The sequence below is a fragment of the Phenylobacterium sp. genome, assembly GCF_036501465.1.
In the GTDB taxonomy this organism is placed as follows: Bacteria; Pseudomonadota; Alphaproteobacteria; order Caulobacterales; family Caulobacteraceae; genus Phenylobacterium.
In genome coordinates this window covers 16,165-34,798 of sequence record NZ_DASYAF010000182.1, presented here as the reverse complement: position 1 = coordinate 34,798, position 18,634 = coordinate 16,165, and the positions used below count along the sequence as shown (strand labels likewise).

20 protein-coding genes and 1 pseudogene are annotated in these 18,634 nt (G+C 70.5%); 11 read left to right on the top strand and 10 right to left on the bottom strand.

Annotation, left to right across the window (positions count from 1 at the left end):
• Positions 1-19 precede the first annotated feature (19 nt).
• Positions 20-892 (bottom strand): alpha/beta hydrolase, encoded by an 873-nt coding sequence (locus VGL85_RS21720; protein ID WP_331591131.1) that lies wholly within the window; start codon positions 890-892, stop codon positions 20-22.
• 158 nt (positions 893-1,050) lie between these two features.
• On the opposite strand from VGL85_RS21720, the gene VGL85_RS21715 reads away from it, so the two are divergent.
• The 3 genes from VGL85_RS21715 (at position 1,051) to VGL85_RS21705 (ending at position 3,990) form a co-directional block, all read left to right on the top strand.
• Positions 1,051-2,745 carry a class I adenylate-forming enzyme family protein gene (locus VGL85_RS21715; protein ID WP_331591130.1) on the top strand — a complete coding sequence of 565 codons (1,695 nt, stop codon included), beginning with the start codon at positions 1,051-1,053 and terminating at the stop codon, positions 2,743-2,745.
• Between the two features lie 136 nt (positions 2,746-2,881).
• A complete protein-coding gene (locus VGL85_RS21710) occupies positions 2,882-3,103 on the top strand; it encodes a hypothetical protein (RefSeq protein ID WP_331591129.1) in 222 nt (73 codons plus the stop codon).
• Between the two features lie 314 nt (positions 3,104-3,417).
• Positions 3,418-3,990 (top strand): PEPxxWA-CTERM sorting domain-containing protein, encoded by a 573-nt coding sequence (locus VGL85_RS21705; RefSeq protein WP_331591128.1) that lies wholly within the window; start codon positions 3,418-3,420, stop codon positions 3,988-3,990.
• On the opposite strand, the gene VGL85_RS21700 is transcribed toward VGL85_RS21705, so the two are convergent.
• Both VGL85_RS21700 and VGL85_RS21695 read right to left on the bottom strand, forming a co-directional pair.
• A complete protein-coding gene (locus VGL85_RS21700; RefSeq protein ID WP_331591127.1) occupies positions 3,987-5,456 on the bottom strand; it encodes an alpha/beta hydrolase domain-containing protein in 1,470 nt (489 codons plus the stop codon). The genes VGL85_RS21705 and VGL85_RS21700 overlap by 4 nt on opposite strands.
• Positions 5,457-5,481: 25 nt before the next feature.
• Entirely contained in the window at positions 5,482-5,832 is a 351-nt protein-coding gene (locus VGL85_RS21695) for a hypothetical protein (protein ID WP_331591126.1), read from the bottom strand.
• Positions 5,833-5,978: 146 nt separating this feature from the next.
• On the opposite strand from VGL85_RS21695, the gene VGL85_RS21690 reads away from it, so the two are divergent.
• Together VGL85_RS21690 and VGL85_RS21685 are read left to right on the top strand one after the other, a co-directional pair.
• On the top strand, positions 5,979-6,695 hold the full coding sequence (locus VGL85_RS21690) for an SDR family oxidoreductase (RefSeq protein ID WP_331591125.1): 717 nt from the start codon (positions 5,979-5,981) through the stop codon (positions 6,693-6,695).
• A 34-nt stretch (positions 6,696-6,729) separates the two neighbouring features.
• Positions 6,730-7,440: an MgtC/SapB family protein gene (locus VGL85_RS21685; protein WP_331591124.1), complete on the top strand. Its 711-nt coding sequence runs from the start codon at positions 6,730-6,732 to the stop codon at positions 7,438-7,440.
• A 19-nt stretch (positions 7,441-7,459) separates the two neighbouring features.
• Here the strand turns inward: VGL85_RS21685 and VGL85_RS21680 are convergent, their stop codons facing one another.
• Together VGL85_RS21680 and VGL85_RS21675 are read right to left on the bottom strand one after the other, a co-directional pair.
• Entirely contained in the window at positions 7,460-8,107 is a 648-nt protein-coding gene (locus VGL85_RS21680; protein WP_331591123.1) for a YdeI/OmpD-associated family protein, read from the bottom strand.
• 68 nt (positions 8,108-8,175) lie between these two features.
• Entirely contained in the window at positions 8,176-9,252 is a 1,077-nt protein-coding gene (locus VGL85_RS21675; RefSeq protein ID WP_331591122.1) for an alpha/beta fold hydrolase, read from the bottom strand.
• A gap of 128 nt (positions 9,253-9,380) precedes the next feature.
• Here VGL85_RS21675 and VGL85_RS21670 point away from each other — a divergent pair, with 128 nt between their 5' ends.
• Entirely contained in the window at positions 9,381-10,025 is a 645-nt protein-coding gene (locus VGL85_RS21670) for a glycine zipper 2TM domain-containing protein (RefSeq protein WP_331591121.1), read from the top strand.
• A 157-nt stretch (positions 10,026-10,182) separates the two neighbouring features.
• On the opposite strand, the gene VGL85_RS21665 is transcribed toward VGL85_RS21670, so the two are convergent.
• On the bottom strand, positions 10,183-10,770 hold the full coding sequence (locus VGL85_RS21665; RefSeq protein ID WP_331591120.1) for a TIGR00730 family Rossman fold protein: 588 nt from the start codon (positions 10,768-10,770) through the stop codon (positions 10,183-10,185).
• Positions 10,771-10,961: 191 nt separating this feature from the next.
• On the opposite strand from VGL85_RS21665, the pseudogene VGL85_RS21660 reads away from it, so the two are divergent.
• Together VGL85_RS21660 and VGL85_RS21655 are read left to right on the top strand one after the other, a co-directional pair.
• A pseudogene (locus VGL85_RS21660) lies at positions 10,962-11,159 on the top strand (cold-shock protein); the annotation flags it as partial.
• Positions 11,160-11,336: 177 nt separating this feature from the next.
• Complete coding sequence (locus VGL85_RS21655; RefSeq protein ID WP_331591157.1) at positions 11,337-11,534, top strand: cold-shock protein; 198 nt, start codon at positions 11,337-11,339, stop codon at positions 11,532-11,534.
• Positions 11,535-11,576: 42 nt separating this feature from the next.
• On the opposite strand, the gene VGL85_RS21650 is transcribed toward VGL85_RS21655, so the two are convergent.
• A complete protein-coding gene (locus VGL85_RS21650) occupies positions 11,577-12,272 on the bottom strand; it encodes a DUF1345 domain-containing protein (protein WP_331591119.1) in 696 nt (231 codons plus the stop codon).
• Positions 12,273-12,424: 152 nt separating this feature from the next.
• On the opposite strand from VGL85_RS21650, the gene VGL85_RS21645 reads away from it, so the two are divergent.
• The 3 genes from VGL85_RS21645 (at position 12,425) to VGL85_RS21635 (ending at position 15,255) form a co-directional block, all read left to right on the top strand.
• Positions 12,425-13,114, top strand: coding sequence for a hypothetical protein (locus VGL85_RS21645; protein ID WP_331591118.1), 690 nt, complete (start codon positions 12,425-12,427; stop codon positions 13,112-13,114).
• Positions 13,115-13,177: 63 nt separating this feature from the next.
• Positions 13,178-13,606: a DUF2076 domain-containing protein gene (locus VGL85_RS21640; protein ID WP_331591117.1), complete on the top strand. Its 429-nt coding sequence runs from the start codon at positions 13,178-13,180 to the stop codon at positions 13,604-13,606.
• Positions 13,607-13,668: 62 nt separating this feature from the next.
• The gene (locus VGL85_RS21635; RefSeq protein WP_331591116.1) at positions 13,669-15,255 is read left to right on the top strand and encodes an EAL domain-containing protein; all 1,587 of its coding nucleotides are present in this window, start codon (positions 13,669-13,671) and stop codon (positions 15,253-15,255) included.
• Here VGL85_RS21635 and VGL85_RS21630 read toward each other — a convergent pair whose 3' ends face one another.
• From VGL85_RS21630 to ligA, 3 genes are read right to left on the bottom strand one after another with little or no spacing between them, the layout of a single operon-like run.
• Positions 15,256-15,762: a hypothetical protein gene (locus VGL85_RS21630; protein ID WP_331591115.1), complete on the bottom strand. Its 507-nt coding sequence runs from the start codon at positions 15,760-15,762 to the stop codon at positions 15,256-15,258.
• A 36-nt stretch (positions 15,763-15,798) separates the two neighbouring features.
• On the bottom strand, positions 15,799-16,290 hold the full coding sequence (locus VGL85_RS21625; RefSeq protein ID WP_331591114.1) for an NUDIX hydrolase: 492 nt from the start codon (positions 16,288-16,290) through the stop codon (positions 15,799-15,801).
• On the bottom strand, positions 16,287-18,620 hold the full coding sequence (ligA, locus tag VGL85_RS21620) for an NAD-dependent DNA ligase LigA (RefSeq protein ID WP_331591156.1): 2,334 nt from the start codon (positions 18,618-18,620) through the stop codon (positions 16,287-16,289). The genes VGL85_RS21625 and ligA overlap by 4 nt, the downstream gene beginning before the upstream one ends.
• Positions 18,621-18,634 lie beyond the last annotated feature (14 nt).

The following is an 18,634-nucleotide window of genomic DNA, read 5'->3' as shown; positions in this document are numbered from 1 at the left end:
GCGTCCTCAGCGTCGGGGCTCACCGGGCCGGCTTCAGGTCCTGGAGCCACCAGAGGAACTCGTCGATCCAGTGGTCGCTGGTCGAGCCCTGGACGTTCATGCCGAAGCCGTGGCCGCCGCGCTCGAAGATGTGCAGCTCGGCCGGGCGGCCCGCCGCCTTCCACTGCTGGAACATCGGCGCGGCGTAGGCGCGGACCAGGATGTCGTCGGCGGCCGTGGCGATGAAGGCCGGCGGGGCGTCCCTGGGCACGGGATTGCGCAGGGCGCCATAGATGATCCCCACGAAGTCCGGCCGCCCGGCAGGGTCGCCGGTGGCGATGTTGGCCGCGGTGATGGCGCCGGCGGAGAAGCCCACGAAGCCCACCCTGTGCGGGTCGACCTTCCAGGCCGCGGCGCGGCCGCGAACCAGCTTCACCGCCGCGGCGGCGTCGGCGGCGGCCAGCCCCTCGGTGGGGAACGGCGGGCCCAGGGGATCGCCGCGGGCGGCGCTGGCCCCCAGCTTGCCCATCTCGCTGCTGAAGTACTTCATGAATTCGGCCGGGTCGTTGGGGGTCGGGCCCAGGCGGTACTTGAGTACGAAGGCCGTGACCCCGGCGTCGGCCAGGCGGCGCGCCACCGCCATGCCCTCCTTGTCCCAGGCCAGCACCAGGAAGCCGCCGCCGGGGGCGATGATCACCGCCTGGCCGTTGGCTTTGCCTGGCGCGGGCAGCACCGGCGTCAAGCTGGGCTGGCTGACATTGTGCAAGAGGCCGTTGTCCATCCGCTCGGGCTGGGTCGCGGCCGGCAGGGCGCCCGGGGCGTAGAGCGGAATGGCCGGTGGATCGGCGGCCAGGGCCGGCGCGGCCGCGACCAAGAGAGCGGCCGCCGCCGCAATTCCGATCCAGTTGCGCATGTTCATCCCTCCCCGAGTCTCAAACGCCGCCCAGACAACCACCTGTCCGGGCCTGCGGCCAGCTTGACGCCACGTCCCCTCTCGCGACCGGCGCGGCGCTCGGCTAGGAAGGCTGCAAGAGCGGGCCTGGGGAACGAGCCGGCAAAAGGGGAAACGCGATGCACTACGCCGAACTGGAGAAGGCCTGGGGCGCGCTGACGGCGGCGGGCTCGGCGTTCGAGATCGCCGAGATCGAGGTGCGCGGCGTCACGCTGAAATCCTTCAAGAACGCGCCGCCCAACGTTCGGGCCCTGTGGCTGTCCACCGCCCAGTTCGCCGAGCGCGACTACCTGGTCTATGGCGACGAGCGGATCACCTATGCGCAAGCCCACCAGCAGGTGGCCGCCATCGCGAACTGGCTGCAGGCGCAGGGGGTCGTGAGCGGCGACCGGGTGGCGATCGCCATGCGCAACTATCCGGAATGGATGCTGATCTACTGGGCCTGCGCCTGCCTGGGCGTGGCCTGCGTGGGCATGAACGCCTGGTGGACGCCGGCGGAGATGGCCTATGGCCTGCAGGACGCCCAGCCCAAGGTGCTGTTCGCCGACGCCGAGCGGATTGGCCGGTTGCGCGAACAGCCGCGGATGCTGGGCGACACCCTGCTGGTGGGGGTGCGCACCGATGCTCTGCCCCCCGGGGCGGTCGCCTGGTCGCAGGTGATCGCCCAGGGCGGCGTCCTGCCCGAGACGACGGTCGATCCCGACGCCGACGTCTGCATCTTCTACACCTCGGGCACCACCGGCTTTCCGAAGGGCGCCCAGCTCACCCACCGGAGTTGCGTCACCAACCTGATGAACATGATGTTCATCGGCCAGGCCCAGGCCCTGGCGATCCAGCAGGCGACGGGCGTGGCGCCGCCGGCCGTCCTGCCGATCCCCTCCACCCTGATCACCACGCCCCTGTTCCACGTCACCGCCAACAACTGTGGCGCCTACGCCACCACCGCGGCGGGCGGGAAGCTGATCCTGATGTACCGCTGGGACGCGGGCGAGGCGCTGAAGCTGATCGAGGCGGAGCGCTGCACCTCAGCCGGCGGGGTGCCGGTGATGGCGCGCGAGCTGATCACCCACCCGGATTTCCACAAGACCGACACCTCCAGCCTGCTGGCGGTGGGCGGCGGCGGGGCGCAGCTGCAGCCCGACCTGGTGGGCAAGATCGACCAGGCGGTGGCCACGGCGCGGCCCAACACCGGCTATGGCATGACCGAGACCTCGGGGATCATCACCTCGGTCAGCGGCGACTTCTTCGTGGACAAGCCGGCGAGCTGCGGCCGCGCGATGCCCACCTTCGACGTCAAGGTTGTGGACGACGACGGCGCGGCCCTGCCGGTCGGCCAGGCGGGCGAGCTGTGGGTGAAGGGCGCGCCGGTGATCAAGGGCTACATCAACCGCCCTGAGGCGACGGCCGAGGCGATCACCGACGGCTGGCTGCACACCGGCGACGTGGCGAGCCTGGACGACGATGGCTTCATCTACATCGTCGACCGCAAGAAGGACATGGTGCTGCGCGGCGGCGAGAACATCTATTGCGCCGAGGTGGAGACCGCCCTGCACGCCCATCCCGGCGTGGCCGAGTGCTCGGTTTTCGGGGTGGCGGACCCACGATTGGGCGAGGAGGTGGGCGTGGCGATCCTGGCGCGCCCCGGCGAGACCCTGGAGGTCGGCGCCCTGCGCGAACACGTGGCCGGACTGATCGCCCGCCACAAGGTCCCGCGCTACATCTGGCTGGTCGACCGCCCCCTGCCGCGCAACGCCAGCGGCAAGTTCCTCAAGCGCGAGTTGCGCGACACGCTCAAGACCGAGGACGCCGTCTGAGGCGGCGCGGGGGCCTCAAATGACGGAATTCCGCTTCTGAGACGGGGCCTTAGGAACCTTGCCGGCGAGGCGGGGTTCCCTCTGCGAGCTTCGCGCCGCGAAGCACACCCCTGAAACCTGCAGAGGAGGCCTCCCCATGGGCGCCGAAAATCAGAACAACCAGAACCAGACCCGTCAGCCCGCGCAGCAGCAGGGCGACATGAACAAGCAGAACCCCTCGCAGCAGCAACAGCAGCAGGGCAAGATGGGCGACAAGTCTGGCCAGCGGATCGACACCGATGGCGACGGCCGCACCCGCGACCCGAACGACAAGCGTCCGAGCGATCAGGGCGGCAAGGCGCCGCCGGTCCAGCGCTAGACGCCCGACCGATCGCAGGATCAACGCCCCCGGCCCAAAGCCGGGGGCGTTTTGCATTCCGGCGAATCTCTTGCCGCGTCGCGCGACGGTCTTAGGACTAAAGTCGTAAGACTAAAGTCGTATACTGCCTAGGACTTTGGTCCTATATTGATTTTTGATTTGAATTGGAATGTATCCTGATAGGCGAATTTCAACATAATCCCGATAATATACTTGATAAATGCTTGAGACATTCCGCGACGTCGTGATAGCGCTGTTCCGCCAGAGGCCGCGCAGGGCGGGCCCGACGAGGCTGAAGAGACGGGGGTTCGGACGTGAACTGGAAGCTTCTCATCGCCGGCGCGGCGGCCGCGGCCGCCCTGGCCTCCCAGGCCCAGGCCCTGGACTTCACCTTCGTCTTCGACAGCGACCTGAACCTGGGCGATGCGACCATCGTGCCGGGCCAGGCGATCGGGACGATCATCGGCCTGCAGGACAACACCTTCGACCAGCAGGCGAGCGACGTGCAGGTGACCTTCGTCTCGCCGGGCGTCCTCGACCTGCCGCCGACGCCGTTCAGCCTGTTCGACTACGCCAGCTTCCTCGCCGTGGACCTCCACCAGCCGGACATCGACGTCCACCAGAACGATTTCGACGTCCAGAACGGCCAGATCGTCGGGGGCGTGTTCCAGATCTTCGGCGGCTATTTCGACCTCAATGTCGGGGGCCACTTCAACAGCATGGTCAGCCCCGACTCGCTGACCCGCATCCAGAACCTGGGCGGCCTGGGCGGGGTCGAGTTCTTCCCGGCGCCGGAGCCGGCGACCTGGAGCCTGATGCTGCTGGGCTTCGGTGGGCTGGGCGCGCTGCTGCGCACCCGCCGCCGCCGGACGGCGCTCGCCGCCTAGGGCCTGGCGTAGGCGGTGCGGGCCGCCTCCAGCATGGCCGGCGTGTCTTCGCGGAGCAGGAAGCCCTCGGCGACCAGCCGATCGAGGCTGGCGGAATAGCGGCGCACATAGGCGTCGGCGTCGGAGAGGCCGTGGGCGGCGCGGGCGGCCCGGTCGAAGGGCTGGAAGCCGCCCAGATTGCCGCAGGTGTTGTCGATGGAGGTGGTGTCCACCGGCGAGACCGATGGCGGGAACGGCCGGCCGAGCGGCGCGTCCGCCTCCGGGAACCGCACCCCGCCCTTGGGCCACCCGTCGGCGTCCAGCACCGGGGTCTTCACCGTCACCCCCGGCAACGGGTTGAACCAGGCGACGCCCTGCGGCGCCGGCCCGAGCGCGAAGACGCGGCTGGGCGGCAACGGGTGGGCGTCCCTGGCCGCGGCGACACCGATCGCCTGCTCCAGCCCCAGCACAAGGGCGCGCATGTAGGGCGCGTAGCGGACGGTGTTGAAGGTGAGCGGCTGGCCGCCGTTGCAGCGACCGGCCCGCTGCGGATTGCCCACCGCGTGCGGGCTGGGGAAGTCGTAGCGGCGGAAGCCCGGGGCCGAATAGTCCGTCGAGGTGAGGCCGGCGCGCAGGCGGTAGAAGTCGGTGAAGTTGGCGATGTCCACATAGACCGGATCGGTGTTCGGCCGCTTCAGCAGCTGCTGGCGGCTGAGCGGGACGCCATGGGGGTCCACATAGGGCCGGGGCTGCGCGCCACGGTCGGCGGCCAGGCGGTTGATCGCCAGCCACTCGCCCACGCCATCCACCGCGATGGCGGCGTCGAACACGCGGGTCTTGGTCGCCGGGTCGACGTTGAAGCCCTCGGCGATCACGTCGTCCACCAGCCAGGCGCTCTGCGAGATGCCGCCCAGGATCAGCTTGCGATAGGGCGCGAGCTTCCAGCCTTCCGCGTCCTTCGGGCCGCTCACCGCCGCGTCGGGCGTCCGCCCCGCCAGCCAGCGGGCGAAGTCGCGCATGACCACCAGGCCGACGCCCTGGGCGGCCGTCGGCACGCCCGGCGAAATCCCCGCCTGCCACTGCACGTGGGCGTAGGAGGTGGCGTGGGCCTGCAGGAAGCCCGAGAGCGCGGAGAGCGACACCGGTGAGCCGCGGTTCTCGGAGTCGACGTAGACCACCTCGTTGGCCGGCTGGCCGGCGGCGGGCGCAATCAGCTCGAAGGCCGAGGACCAGGCGTAGCGCCCGTCCGGCGCCTTCGGCAGGGCGGCCAGGCCGACCACGTCCTCGCCGGGCGCGACGGCGCCGTGGACCACGCCCTTGACGCGCACATAGCTCACGCCCTTGAACGCGCCGGCCGGCGCGACGTCCGAGATTTCGACGGCGGTGATCCGCGATCCGGGCGCGGCGGTCGCGCCGCCTGCGACAGCGACGGTCAGGCTGACGACCAGGCCGGCGAGCGCCGCCAGCGCTCCGCGAAGACCGCGCATGGCCTGCTCCCCGATTCCGTTGCGGCTAGTGGTGGTGGCCGCCCTCGCGGCCGCACATGTGGTGGGCGCCGTCGCCGTTCATCCACATGATCTGCACGCCGGGGCTCCAGGTGAGCGTGCGCTGGCCATCGCTCCAGGTGAGCTGCACCGGCCCGCCGGTCCAGGGCTTGATCGGCAGGGCGTGCGGCGGGCCCAGGCCGTCGTCGACGATGGCCACCAGGCGCGCGCCGCGGCTGTCGAAGCGGGCGATCAGCTCCCCGCCGTCCTGGCATTTGAAGCGGGTGCCGGGCGTCGCCTGGGCGTCGTCGCCCTGCAGCTGGGCGTACGCCAGGCCCGGCGCGGCCAGGCTGGCCACGACGGCGGCCGAAAGGACCATGGCTCGGATCTTCAAGACGCCCTCCATCCAGGCGCGCCTGCGCCTCAAGTCACCGGCTGGTTCGCCGAACAAGGAGATCATGCGCATCGCCGGGCGCTTTCGGCAACGCCGTTGGCGGCGGCGGAGCGTCACGTTAGGAGGAGGCTATGAGCGACCAGCCCCATATCCTCGTCACCGGCTCCACGCGCGGCATCGGCGCCGCCATCGCCGCCACCCTCGGCGACCGCGGCGTCCGCTTCACGGGCCACGGACGCGCCGACGGTCCCGGCGTGCTGGGCGCGGACCTGGCCCAGGCGGGCGCGGCCGACGCGCTGTGGGAGCGGGCGCTGGCGGCGCTGGACGGGCGGATCGACGTGCTGGTCAACAACGCCGGGGTCTTCGAGCCGATCGCCGACGACGCGCCCGCCGACGCCTGGCAGGCCGCCTGGGGGCGGACGATACAGATCAACCTGCAGGCTTCGGCCGACCTTAGCCGCCGCGCGATCCTGCACTGGCGTGAGCGTGGGGTGGGCGGGCGCATCGTCAACGTCGCCAGCCGCGCGGCCTATCGCGGGGATTCGCCGGCCCACTGGCACTATGCGGCGTCGAAGGCCGGCATGGTGGCCATGACCAAGTCCATCGCCCGGGGTTATGCCGGCAAGGGCGTGCTGGCCTTCGCCGTCTGCGCTGGCTTCACCATGACCGGCATGGCCGAGGACTATCTGGCCAGCCGCGGCGGCGACAAGCTGCTGGCCGACATCCCGCTGGGCAAGGTGGCCGACCCGCAGGAGGTGGCCAATGCGGTGGCCTATCTGGCGCTCGAGGCGCCGGCGTCGATGACCGGGGCGGTGATCGACATTAACGGGGCCAGCTTCGTGCGCTGAAGCGCGCAGGGCAAACCGCTGCTATAGGGGCGCGATGGACGCCGCTGCCGATCTCGGACCGTTCCTGACCACGCTCGCGCGCCTGGGCGCAGCCTTCGGGCTGGGCGCGCTCATCGGGCTGGAGCGGCAGGTGCGCCAGCGCACCGCGGGCCTGCGGACCATGGTGCTGGTCTCGGTGGGCACGGCGGCCTTCGTCCACCTGGGCGACCGGCTGACCCAGGCCGGCGGCGAGGCCAACATCGTGGCCTATGTGGTCAGCGGCATCGGCTTCCTGGGCGCGGGCGTGATCATGAAAGAGGGCGCCCAGGTACGCGGCCTCAACACCGCCGCCACCCTGTGGAGCACCGCGGCGGTCGGGGCCTTCGCCGGCGCGGGCTTGCTGGGCGAGGCGACGGCGGTGGCCGCCTTCGTCCTGGCCGGAAACACCCTGTTGCGGCCGCTGGTCGACTACGTGAACCGCCGCCCGATCAAGCCCGGCGAGACCGAGGCCCTCTACCAGGTGCACGTGACCTGCGCGCCGGCCGAGGCGCCCAGCGCCCGCGACCTGCTGCATGAGGCGTTGGAGCGCTACCAGTACCCGGTGCGCGAGGTGGAGGTGGTCTCCGAAGGCGACGAGATCGTCGAACTGGCCGCCACCCTCGTGCCGACCAGCGCCAGGGCCGAAGACCTCGACGCCATCACCACGGCCCTCAAGGCCCACGAGGAGATCGAGGACGCCACCTGGACGGTGAGCACGACGAGCTAGGGCCGGCGTTGACGCCGGGCTAGCCGCGGCGGGGATGGAAGGCCTCCCCTGACGCAAGCCGCGCCACCATCTCGGCGATCTTCGCGGCGCGGCGCTCCGACCCCTTTGCCTGGTGGACGCGATAAAGCACCGCGTAGCGGTTCGCGGCGTCGAGACTGTCGAAGAACCGGCGCGCCTCAGGCTGCGCATCGAGGGCGGCCAGAAGGTCCGGGTCCGGCTTCGCGCGGCCCTGGGGCGCGTAGGCCGCGTCCCAACGTCCGTCGGCCTTGGCGCGCGTCACCTCAGCCAGGCCTTCGGGCTTCATTCGACCATCGGCGATCAGGCGCTCCACGCGCTCCCGGTTCATCTGGGACCAGGCGCTGCGGGTCTTACGCGGCGTGAACCTGACCTTGTAATAGTGCTCGTCCACGCGCCCGAGCTGCCCGTCGATCCAGCCATAGGCGAGCGCGCTGTCGATCGCGTCCGACTTGCTGAGCGTCGCTTGCGGCGCGCCAGGCTTGCCGAACGCCAGCCAAGCGCCGGCGGCTGTTTCCGGCTGATCTGCGAGCCAGGACTCGAAGGCTTCGGCGTCTCCGAACGTAAGAACCGGAAGGTCTGGCGAAGGCACGCGAGCTCCAATTTGCGACCCAGGCCGGCCATTGGTCCATAGCGCGGGAGCTTCGTGCAAGAGCGCTCGGAACGACCGCTTCCCACCCCTTGCCGACGTTCGCCAGGTCGGTTTCCGGGTTGACCGCCCTAGCCGCCGGACCGCTTCAGGAGGTCCGCCAGGTCCTTCTGCCAGAACTTCGCCCAGGTGTGGGTGCCGTGGCCGTGGGTGTCGGGACCGGCGGGGATGACGATGAACTTGCCGAGCTTGATCTTCTTGGCGTCGGCCGCCGCCATCGGCATCTCCGGCGGGTTGATGAAGTCGTCGGCGGAATTGATCCAGGTCACCGGAACCTTGATCTTCGCCAGGTCCGGCTCCGGATCGTAGTTCCGCGAGGATTCAAGCTGGTAGATCAGGTCGTTGGCCTCGGCGTTCTTGAGCCGCTGGGGCAGCTGTTCGGCGTACCAGGCGTCCACCTGCTGGCGGGTGGGCAGTTGGAGCTGCAGCGGCCAGGGCGAGGCGCCGGCCAGGATCAGCATGTTCTCCGCCCCGCGCAGGCCGAGCTGCGGTTCGGCCTTGTACTCGCCGTTCTCCCATGCCGGGTCGGCCTTGATCGAGGTGATGGCGATCTCGCGCCAAAGCCGGTTGCGGCCGGCCAGCGCCATGGCCTGGCAGGCCAGCGGCAGGGCCGCCTTGGCGCCGTCGGGGAACATCTCGACGTACATGAAGCTGTGCATGCAGCCCATGGAGGTGCCCATCACCAGGCGCAGCCGCTCCACCCCCAGGGCCTTTTCGACGATGGCGTGCTCGGCCTCGACCATGTCGGTGTAGTCGTAGTGCGGGAAGCGCATGTGCATCCCGTCCGACGGCTTGGACGAGCCGCCATGGCCGATGTCGTCGGGGAAGATCAGGAAGTACTTCGCCGGGTCCAGCACCCCGCCCGGGACCAGCAGCACGTCGGCGAACTGCGGCGCCAGGAACTGGCGTCCCGAGCCGCCGGTGCCGTGCAGCACCATGACCGCGTTGGTGACATGGCCGGCCGCGTCCTTCGCCGGCTTGCCCAGGGTGTAGTAGTGCAGCTTGAGCTCCGGCAGGGTTTCGCCCGAGCGGAAGTGGAAGTCCTTGATCGTGTAGTCGTGCGGTTGGAAATCGGGCGCGGCCGCGGCGCTCCCGGCCAACGCCAAACCGGCCGCGACACCGGCCAAGAGTCCTCGAATCTTCCGCATGGATCGCTCCCCAAACACAGGCGGTGTGACCCTAGTCGCCCCCGCCGCCAAGCGGAACCTCCGTCCGTCGGCCAACGTTTCCGGCCCCGACACACCGAGGGACTGAGCCCCTCTGCGAGGAGAACATCATGCGTAAGAACATCCTGGCCGCCGGCGTCTGCGCCGTCGTGCTGATCCCGTCCCTGGCCATGGCCCAGGAAACCTGCCAGCAACGCAGCGCCGGCCGCGCCGCGGGCACCATCCTGGGCGCCATCGGCGGCGCCCTGCTTGGCAATGCGGTCGCCAGCCACGGCGGCAAGACCGGCGGCACGATCATCGGCGGCGTCGCCGGCGCGGCCGTGGGCTCGAACCTGGCCAAGGGCCCGCACGACTGCGTCCACGCCTACGGCTATTACGACAACAACGGCAACTGGCACGACAACCACGCCGACCGGGCGGTGGCCTATGGCTACTATGACCGCGAAGGCGCCTGGATCGACGGGCCGCCTCCGGGCGTCTCCGGCTACGCGGCCGACGCGGCCTACACCAGCCGCGCCAACACCATCTCGATCGACGATCGGATCGGGCGCATGCGCGACAGGATCGCCAGCGACCGCGACGCCGGCCGCCTGGACCGCCGCGACGCCCGCATGGCGATGAACACCCTGGACGACATCAAGCGCGAGGAAGGCGACCGCCGCCGTGACGGCCGCCTGAGCGACCGCGACGAGTCGGCTCTGCAGGCCCGCTTGGACACCCTGCGCGACCAGGTCCACATCGACCGCAGCTACTAGCGAAAACGTTCTCCCCACATGGGGAGGGTGGCGAGTGAAACGAGACGGGTGGGGAAGTATGGGCTGGCGTGCTGAATCAGCATCCTGACCCTCGCTTCCCCCCTGAATTGCTGCGCAATCTGTCCCTCCCCGTCAGGGGGGGTGTTTGCTTGGGTGTTCAGTACCGCTGCTCGACCGGCGCCACGCCCCACTTGGGCGGCGGGGGGACGTAGGCGCGGAAGGCGTCCAGGGCCTGGGCCGTGCCGTCGGCGTAGATCAGCATGTCCACGTACTGCTGGGCCAGGAAGCCCTTGTCGGCCATCTGCTGCACCGTGGCGCGCATGGGCTCGTAGTAGCCGTTCACATTGACGAAGCCGCAGGGCTTGGCGTGGAAGCCCAGCAAGGCCCAGGTCCACTGCTCGAAGATCTCCTCGAAGGTGCCAGGCCCGCCCGGCAGGCAAAGGAAGCCATCGGCCAGCTCGGCCATGCCCCGCTTGCGCTCGTGCATGGAATTCACGACCCGCAGCTCGGTCAGGCCCCGGTGGCCGATCTCCTGGTTCACCAGGTCGGCCGGCATGACGCCGATCACCTTGCCGCCGGCCGCCAGGGCCGCGTCGGCCACCGCCCCCATCAGGCCCACCTTGCCGCCGCCGTAGACCAGCGTCAGCCCCGCCCGGGCGATCAAGGTCCCGGCGTTGACGGCCTCGGCATGGAAGGCCGGATCGTTTCCCGGCGCCGAGCCGCAATAGATGCAGATGCTTTTCAACGGGGTGTTCCGGTGGTCTCGTGTGACACTTCGAAGGGGCGCTGAAATAGGCCGATTGCGCGCTTATGTCACGGCGCGGCTGGCCTACCGCGATTTCGCCAGCTACATAGCTTTCACGGTTCGCCAAAATCGGCGCCCGGGCGGTCCAATTCTGGGGCGCGAGACAACTTGATATCGGTTAGGTCAGGCGAATGGCGAGCGGCACGGTCAAGTGGTTTAACACCGCGAAAGGCTTTGGTTTTATTCAACCGGACGACGGCGGAAGCGACGTCTTCGTCCACATTTCAGCGGTCGAGCAGGCAGGCCTTCGCGGCCTGAACGAGGGCGACCTGGTCAGTTTCGAACTCGAGCAGGACCGACGGTCCGGCAAGCTTTCGGCGGGCCAGCTGGTCGTCACCGGTCACGGTGAAGCTCCGGCCCGCAGCGGCGGCGGCGGTGGCGGTTTCGACCGTCCGCGCGGCGGCGGCGGTGGCGGCTTCGACCGTCCGCGCGGTGGCGGCGGTGGTGGCTTCGGCGGCGGCGGTGGTCGTCCGGCGGGCGATCCGGCCGGCTCCGGCACCGGCACGGTGAAGTGGTTCAACCCCACCAAGGGTTTCGGCTTCATCCAGCCGGCGGACGGCGGACAGGACGTGTTCGTGCACATCTCGGCGGTGGAAGCCGCTGGCCTGCGCGGGCTGAACGAAGGCCAGCACGTGGCCTTCGACCTGGAAGCCGATCGTCGCAGCGGCAAGACCTCCGCGACGAACCTTCGCGTCGACGACTAGGACCTGGCGGAGGGGGTTTCGGCTCCCTCCCCTCTCCAGGCGTCAGAACAACCCCGCCGTCAGGTTGATGGTGAGGGCGACGATGATCGTATTGAAGGCGAAGGCGATCAGGCAGTGGACGGTGCTGAGCCGCCGCAGGCCCTTGGACGCGATATTGGCGTCCGCCGTGGCGCAGGCCACCCCGATCACCACCGAGAAATAGAAGAAATCCCAGTAGTCCGGGTCCTCGTGGCCTGGGAACTCGATGCCGCCGGCGTCGCGCGCGCCATCGTCCTCGTCCACCCCGTAGAACTCGTGGGCGTAGTGCAGGGCGAAGATCATCTGCACCATCAGCCAGGACACCACCACCGTCAGGAAGCCCAGCACGATGTGCGCGGCCTTCAGCGCCCCGTGCGCCTCCTTGGCGAGCGACAGCTCCAGGCTGATCGCCCAGACGCTGGCGGCGGCGGCGGCCAGCACCAGGGCCAGGATGACGCCGCGGCCCTCGTCGTCGATCGCCGCCTGCGCGCGGATGTCGGTGGGCGTGTGCCGGACCATGTTGAAGAACATCAGGCCCAGGAAGGTCCCCGAGAGCGCGTCCCAGCCCAGGATCAGCTGGGTGAACGCCTGCATCTGCGGCGCGACCCAGGTCAGGCCCACGCCCACGACCAGGCCCACCAGGATGCCGATGGAAAGCCGCGGCCGCGGCGCGAGCGGCCCGAGCAGCCTGCGCAAACCCAGGGGTTTCGTCTCCGCCATCCGTCACTCCCTCGTCCGACGGAGCATCGTGCGAGTCCCCCCGTGGTCCTAGCGTCCGGGGGGCCCGTCGGGCCGGATCGGGCCAAGCGGCGCCAGAACCTCCGCCGCGCCCCGGCGTTCCTGGGCCTCGTCGTTCCTGGAAGGAGCCCACCATGCGCAGGATACTGGCGAGCGGCCTGGCCGCGATGCTGCTGGCGCCCGCCGCCGCCCTGGCGCAGCCGCCCGCCGCAGCGCCGCCGCCCGTCGACGACCCGGCGCTGGATCAGCCCGCGCCGCCGCGTGACGCGCCGGACCGGCGTCCCGATGAAGCCCAGCGCCCCTCCGAGGACCGCGGACCCCAGCCCGGCGACCCTGCGCCGCCGCCCGCGCCCGCTGCGGACGACCATGGCGACAAGGCGAAGGCCAAGCCGAAGCTGGGTGAAGCCGCCGGCGGCGTAGCCGGCGGCCTCGCCGCCCAGGTGGCAGGCACGGCCGTGGCTGGCCCGGTGGGCGGCATCGCGGCCGGCGCCATCGGCGCGCCGATCGGATCGGCGGTGGTGCGCACCGGCAAGAAGCTGCTCGGCATGGACAAGAAGCCGGAGAAGACCGAACAGGCCGCCGCGGCCCCCGAAAACGCCGCGCCCGCCGCCGCCCGGACCGCCGAACGCGCAGCCCCCGATCGCCAGGCCGCGGATCAAAGGGACACCGACCGCAGGGACGCCGATCGCGACGCGTCCGGGCCCCGCCGCGATGGTCCCGTTCTCGGCGATCCGGTCCCGGGGTCCGCTGGCGCGGCGCGCCCTGACGAGGCCGCGCCGCCACGTGCGTCGCCCGGGCCGCCACCGGAGGATCCCAGGCGCTGAGGGACAGGTCCAAAGGCCGGAGCCGGCGTGCTATGGCTCGGGGCCTGTAAGGAGACCGATCCCGTGACCCCCGACGAACGCAGCATCCTGCAAAGCTTTCTCGCCGACCTCGCCCGCACGCCGAACGTGACCAAGGACGCCGAGGCCGACGGCATGATCCAGCAGACCGTCCGGGCGAACCCCGACGCCGTCTACCTGCTGGTCCAGCACGCCATCCTGGCCGACCAGGCCCTGCACGCCGCCCAGGCCCAGCTCTCCGGCCAGGGCTCGTCCTTCCTGCCGCAGCAGGCCCAACCGCAATATGCCTCGCCGCAGCCGCAGTACGCCTCGCCGTGGGCCGGCCAAGGCGGCGCGCCGGTGCAGTCCAGCCCCTTTGCGGCCAACAGCGGCCTGGGCGGCTTCCTGCGCAACGCCGGCCAGATGGCGGTGGGCGTGGCGGCCGGCGACTTCCTGTTCCAGGGCATCGAGAACATCTTCTCGCCCCGGTGGTGAGCCGCGAAACGGCAAGTTAAGGCCGCCGAGGTAGGATGACCCTTCACGCGAAGGGCCGCCCATTGTCGCTCAAGCCTCACAGGCTTCTGGGATTCGCCTTCGCCAGCGCCGATCTGCTGGTGGAGATCGGGCCCGACGGCGTCATCACCTTCGCCATGGGCGCCAGCGAGGCGCTGTCCGGCGCGGCGGAAACCGCGCTCACCGGCCGCGCCTGGCAGGATTTCATCGAGCCGATCGACCGGCGCATGCTGACCATGCTGCTGGAGGGCCTGGAGCCTGGCCGCCGCGCCGGCCCCGTGCTGGTGCGCCTGGCCGCGCCGGAGCGGGCCGTGACGCTCACCGCGCTCGCCCTGCCGCAGAACGCCGGCGCGGTCTCCTGTGCGCTGGCCCAAGCCCGCTACGAGCCTGCCCTGTTCGAGGGCCGCCTGGCCGACCGCGCCGCCTTCGAGGTCCTGACCCGCGACCTGCTGGGCGTCGCCAACGGCGCCGGCAAGGAGCTGGAGCTCAGCTTCGTCGAACTGACCGGCCTCTCCGCGGCGCGCGACAGCAGCACGCCGGGCGCGCGCGAAGAGCTGGAAAGCCAGCTCACCGCCCTGCTCCGCGCCCAGGCCTGGGGCGGAGCGGCGGCGACGGAGCTGGATCACGACCGTTTCGCCCTGGTCCGCACCAAGGGCGAGACGCCCGACGCCTTCGCCACGCGCCTGGGCCGGCTGATGGGCAAGGTCACCGAGGCGCCGATCGCGCCGGCCGCCAAGGCGATGGGGGTCGGCGGCATCGAGCGACCGCAGCAGGTGTTGCGCGCCCTGCGCTACGCCCTGGACGGCTATTCGCGCGACGGCGCCGACTTCAACATGCCGGCCAGCCTCAGTGAGGCGTTGAACCTGGCCCTGGAGAAGGCGCTCAGCGAGGCCGGCGCCCTGGGCGCGGCGATCAGCGACAAGACCTTCCGCCTGGCCTACCAGCCGGTGGTCGACCTCACGAGCCGCGCGGTGCACCACTTCGAGGTGCTGGTCCGCTTCGGCGAGGACGAGAGCCCCTTCCCGCAGATCCGCATGGCCGAGGAGCTGGACCTGATCGAGGCCCTGGACTTCGCGGTGCTGGAGCGCGCCGTGAACGTGATGGCGCCGCAGCCCGGCCTGAAGCTGGCGGTGAACATCTCCGGCCGCACGATCATCTCACCGGCCTACATCGAACGCGCGATCCGGCTGATCCAGGGCCATCCGGAGATCGAGGGCCGCCTGATGTTCGAGCTGACCGAGAGCGCGGCGATCGACGACCTGCAGCTCGCCGACAGCCACCTGCAGGTGCTGCGCGGGGCCGGCTGCGAGGTGTGTCTGGACGACTTCGGCGCAGGCGCGTCCTCGCTGGCCTATCTGCAGCAGATGCACCTGGACGTGCTGAAGATCGACGGCCGCTACATCCGCGACCTGCAGTTCGGCTCGCGCAACGCCACCTTCATCAAGCACATGGTCGACATGAGCCGCGAGCTGGGCATGAAGACGCTGGCCGAGATGGTCGAGACCTCGACGGTGGAGGATGCGGTGCGCCGCGCCGGCGTCGACTACGCCCAGGGCTGGCTCTACGGCCTGGCCGCCGACGAGCCGGTGGCGCCGGCGCCCAAGAACCAGTGGGCGGCCAAGGCCAGCTAGCTAGGGCGCCACTCGGTACTCAGGCTCCGACACCCAGGTGACCGTCATGTCCGGCCCCATCGGCTTGCCGTTGTCGGTGGCGTGGGCCGTGAAGTGGTCGCCGGCCGAAGTGAAGGTGGTGCAGGCTTCGTGACCGAACATCGGCGCCATCTGCTGGATCAAAACGGCGCGCAGCCGCTGGGCCTCCTCGGGCTTGGCCGGGGCGCCGTTGATCTTGAAGGCGGCGATCTCGATGTCGTGCTGGGTCATCGGCCCGCAGACCGCGCCGCCGGCCTTGAGCCTCACCGGCGTGTGGGTCTCCATCACGATCAGCGGCGACTTGGCGACCAGGACCACGGCCCGGTTGTCGATCGCGCCGTTTGGCCCGCGGGTGTAGCCGCCGATGGAGACGCAGGTCTTCCGGGCGGCGTCGGGCGCGTAGCACTGGACCTTGCCGGACCAGGCCGGGGCCAGGGGATCGGCGGCGTCGCCCGCAGCGAGCGCCAAGGTCAGGGCAAGACCGATCATGGGGAAGGCTCCGTTTGAGGTTCGACCGTTTGCGCCTCAGGCCCAACTGAGGGTCAAGGGCTCATCCGGATATCGCCCCATGGCGACGTCGGCCACAAGGCTCGGCAGCTCCTTGGGGTAGATCACCTCGGTGCAGGCGGCGAGATCCTCCGCCGTCCACCAGCGCAGGTCGTCGACCAGGGCCCGTTCCTGTGCATCCCAGCCGTCGCGGCTGGGCTCGCCGCCGGCGCAGCGGCCGACCAGATAGCGTTCGCGGAACATCATCGTCTCGCCGTCCGCCAGCGTCAGCGGCCCGCCGCGCGTCCAGACCACGGGCCCGAGCGCGACGCCGGCGAAGCCGGTCTCCTCGGCCAGCTCGCGCACCGCGGCCTGCTCCAGGCTCTCGCCGGGCTCCATCCCGCCGCCCACCGCGAACCAGTAGCCGGGGCCATCCGGGCGGCTGGGCAAGCGCCCGCGCATCAGCAGGATCCGCCCGTCGGGATCGAACAGCAGCACCCGCACGGTCGGCCGCTCGCGCAGCGGGCTCACTTGCCGACCAGCGCCAGCCATTCGTCCTCGCTGATCACCTGGACACCCAGCTTGGTGGCGTCGGCCAGCTTGGAGCCCGCGCCGGGGCCGGCGACCACCAGGTCGGTCTTCTTCGACACCGAGCCGGAGACTTTGGCTCCCAAACCTTCGGCCTGAGCCTTGGCCTCGTCGCGGGTCATCTTCTCCAGCGCGCCGGTGAAGACGATGGTCTTGCCGGCCACCGCGGTGTCGGTCTTCGGCCTGGCCGCCGGGATGACGCTGAGCTCGCCCATGAGGTCGTCGACCAGGCCCCGGTTGTGGTCCTCGCCGAAGAATTCCGCGATCATCCGCGCCGCCACCACGCCCACGGCATCCACCGCGGCCACTTCGAGGAAGGCGTCGCCGGGGGTTTCCGCCGCCGCCTGGCGCGCGGCCGCCTCGAAGCGCGCCCAGTCGCCGAAACGCGCCTCAAGCGCCGCGCGGGCCTTGGAATTCAACTTCGGGATCGCGAGCTTCAAGTGGCTGTCCAGCGACAGCTCCGGCGGCGCCAGCACGCCCTGACCGGCGCGGGCGAACTCCAGCACCGCCGACACCGCCGTCGGGCCCAGGCCGTCGAGGTCGGAGAGTTCGGCGTACATCGGCCCAGCCATCTGGGCTGCGGCCAGCTTGGAGGTCTCCACGAACCGCTCGGCGGCCTCGAAGTGCCGGGCCAGCGCCAGCGACGTCGTCTCGCCCACGTGGCGGATGCCGAGGCCATAGATGAAGCGGTCGAGGTCGATCGCTCGCCGGGCCTCGATGCCCGCCAGCAGATTGCTGACGCTGGTCTCGCCGAACCGGTCGGTCTCAAGCAGTTCGTCCCGGTGGTCCTTCAGCCGGAAGATGTCGGCGGGCGAGTTCAGCCAGCCCTTTTCGGTGAAGAGCACGATCTGCTTCTCGCCCAGGCCCTCGATGTCGAAGGCGCGGCGGCTGACGAAATGGCGCAGATGGGCGAGCTTCTGGAACGGGCAGGCGAATTCGCCGGAGCAGCGGCGCACCACCGTCTCTGCGCCGGCCGCGGTGGTCTCGCGCACGATCTCGGTGTGCAGCGGGCACGGGCAGTGGGTCGGGAAGGCGAAGGGCTGGGCGCCTTTCGGCCGCTCGTCCAGCACCACCGAGACGATCTGCGGGATCACGTCGCCGGCCCGCTGCAGGATCACCGTGTCGCCCACGCGCACGTCCAGGCGGGCGATCTCGTCGGCGTTGTGCAGGGTGGCGTTCTCGACCACCACGCCGCCCACGGTGACCGGATGCAGCCGCGCCACCGGCGTCACCGCGCCCGTGCGGCCCACCTGGACGTCGATGGCCTCGAGCATGGTGCGCGCCTGCTGGGCCGGGAACTTGCGCGCGATCGCCCAGCGGGGTGTGCGCGTGATGAAGCCCAGGCGCTGCTGCCAGTCCAGCCGGTCGACCTTGTAGACGACGCCGTCGATGTCGAAGGCCAGATGCGGGCGCACCGCCTCCATCCGCGCGTAGGCGGCGAGCAAGCCGGCGGCGTTCTCCACCCGCTCGCTCTGCGGGGTCGTTGAGAAGCCCCAGGCTTTCAGCTTCTGCAGCGCTTCCCACTGGGTTTCGGCGAACGGCTGGCTGAAGGTCCCCCAGGCGTAGGCGAAGAAGGCCAGCGGCCGGGCGGCGGTGATCTTCGCATCGATCTGGCGCAGCGACCCGGCCGCGGCGTTGCGCGGATTGGCGTAGGTCTTCTGGCCGGCCTCGGCCGCGGCGGCGTTGAGCGCGGCGAAGGCGTCGTGGCTGAGATAGACCTCGCCGCGGACCTCGATCGTATCCGGCCAGCCCGAGCCTTTGAGCTGCTTGGGCACATCGGAAACGGTGCGGACGTTGGCGGTCACGTCCTCGCCCGTGCGCCCGTCGCCGCGCGTCGCGGCCTGGACCAGTTGGCCCCTCTCATAGCGGATCGAGCAGGAAAGGCCGTCGATCTTGGGCTCGGCGGTGTAGCCCACAGGCTCGTCGGCCGACAGGCGCAGGAAGCGGCGGATACGCGCGTCGAACTCGACGGCCTCCTCGTCGGCGAAGGCGTTGTCGAGGCTGAGCATCGGCACGCCGTGGGTCACCGGCGCGAACTGGGCGGCGCGCGCCGCGCCCACCTTCAGCGACGGCGAATCCTCGCGCATCAGCTCGGGGAAACGCGCCTCGATGTCGAGGTTGCGGCGCTTCAGCGCATCATAGTCGCCGTCCGAGATCGTCGGCGCATCCTGCTGGTGGTAACGGATGTCGTGCCCGGCGATCTCCTGCGCCAGCCGCGCCAGCTCCTGGGCGGCCTGATCGGGCGTGAGGTCGGCGACGGGGATGAGATTCAGGGCCATCGAGAGAC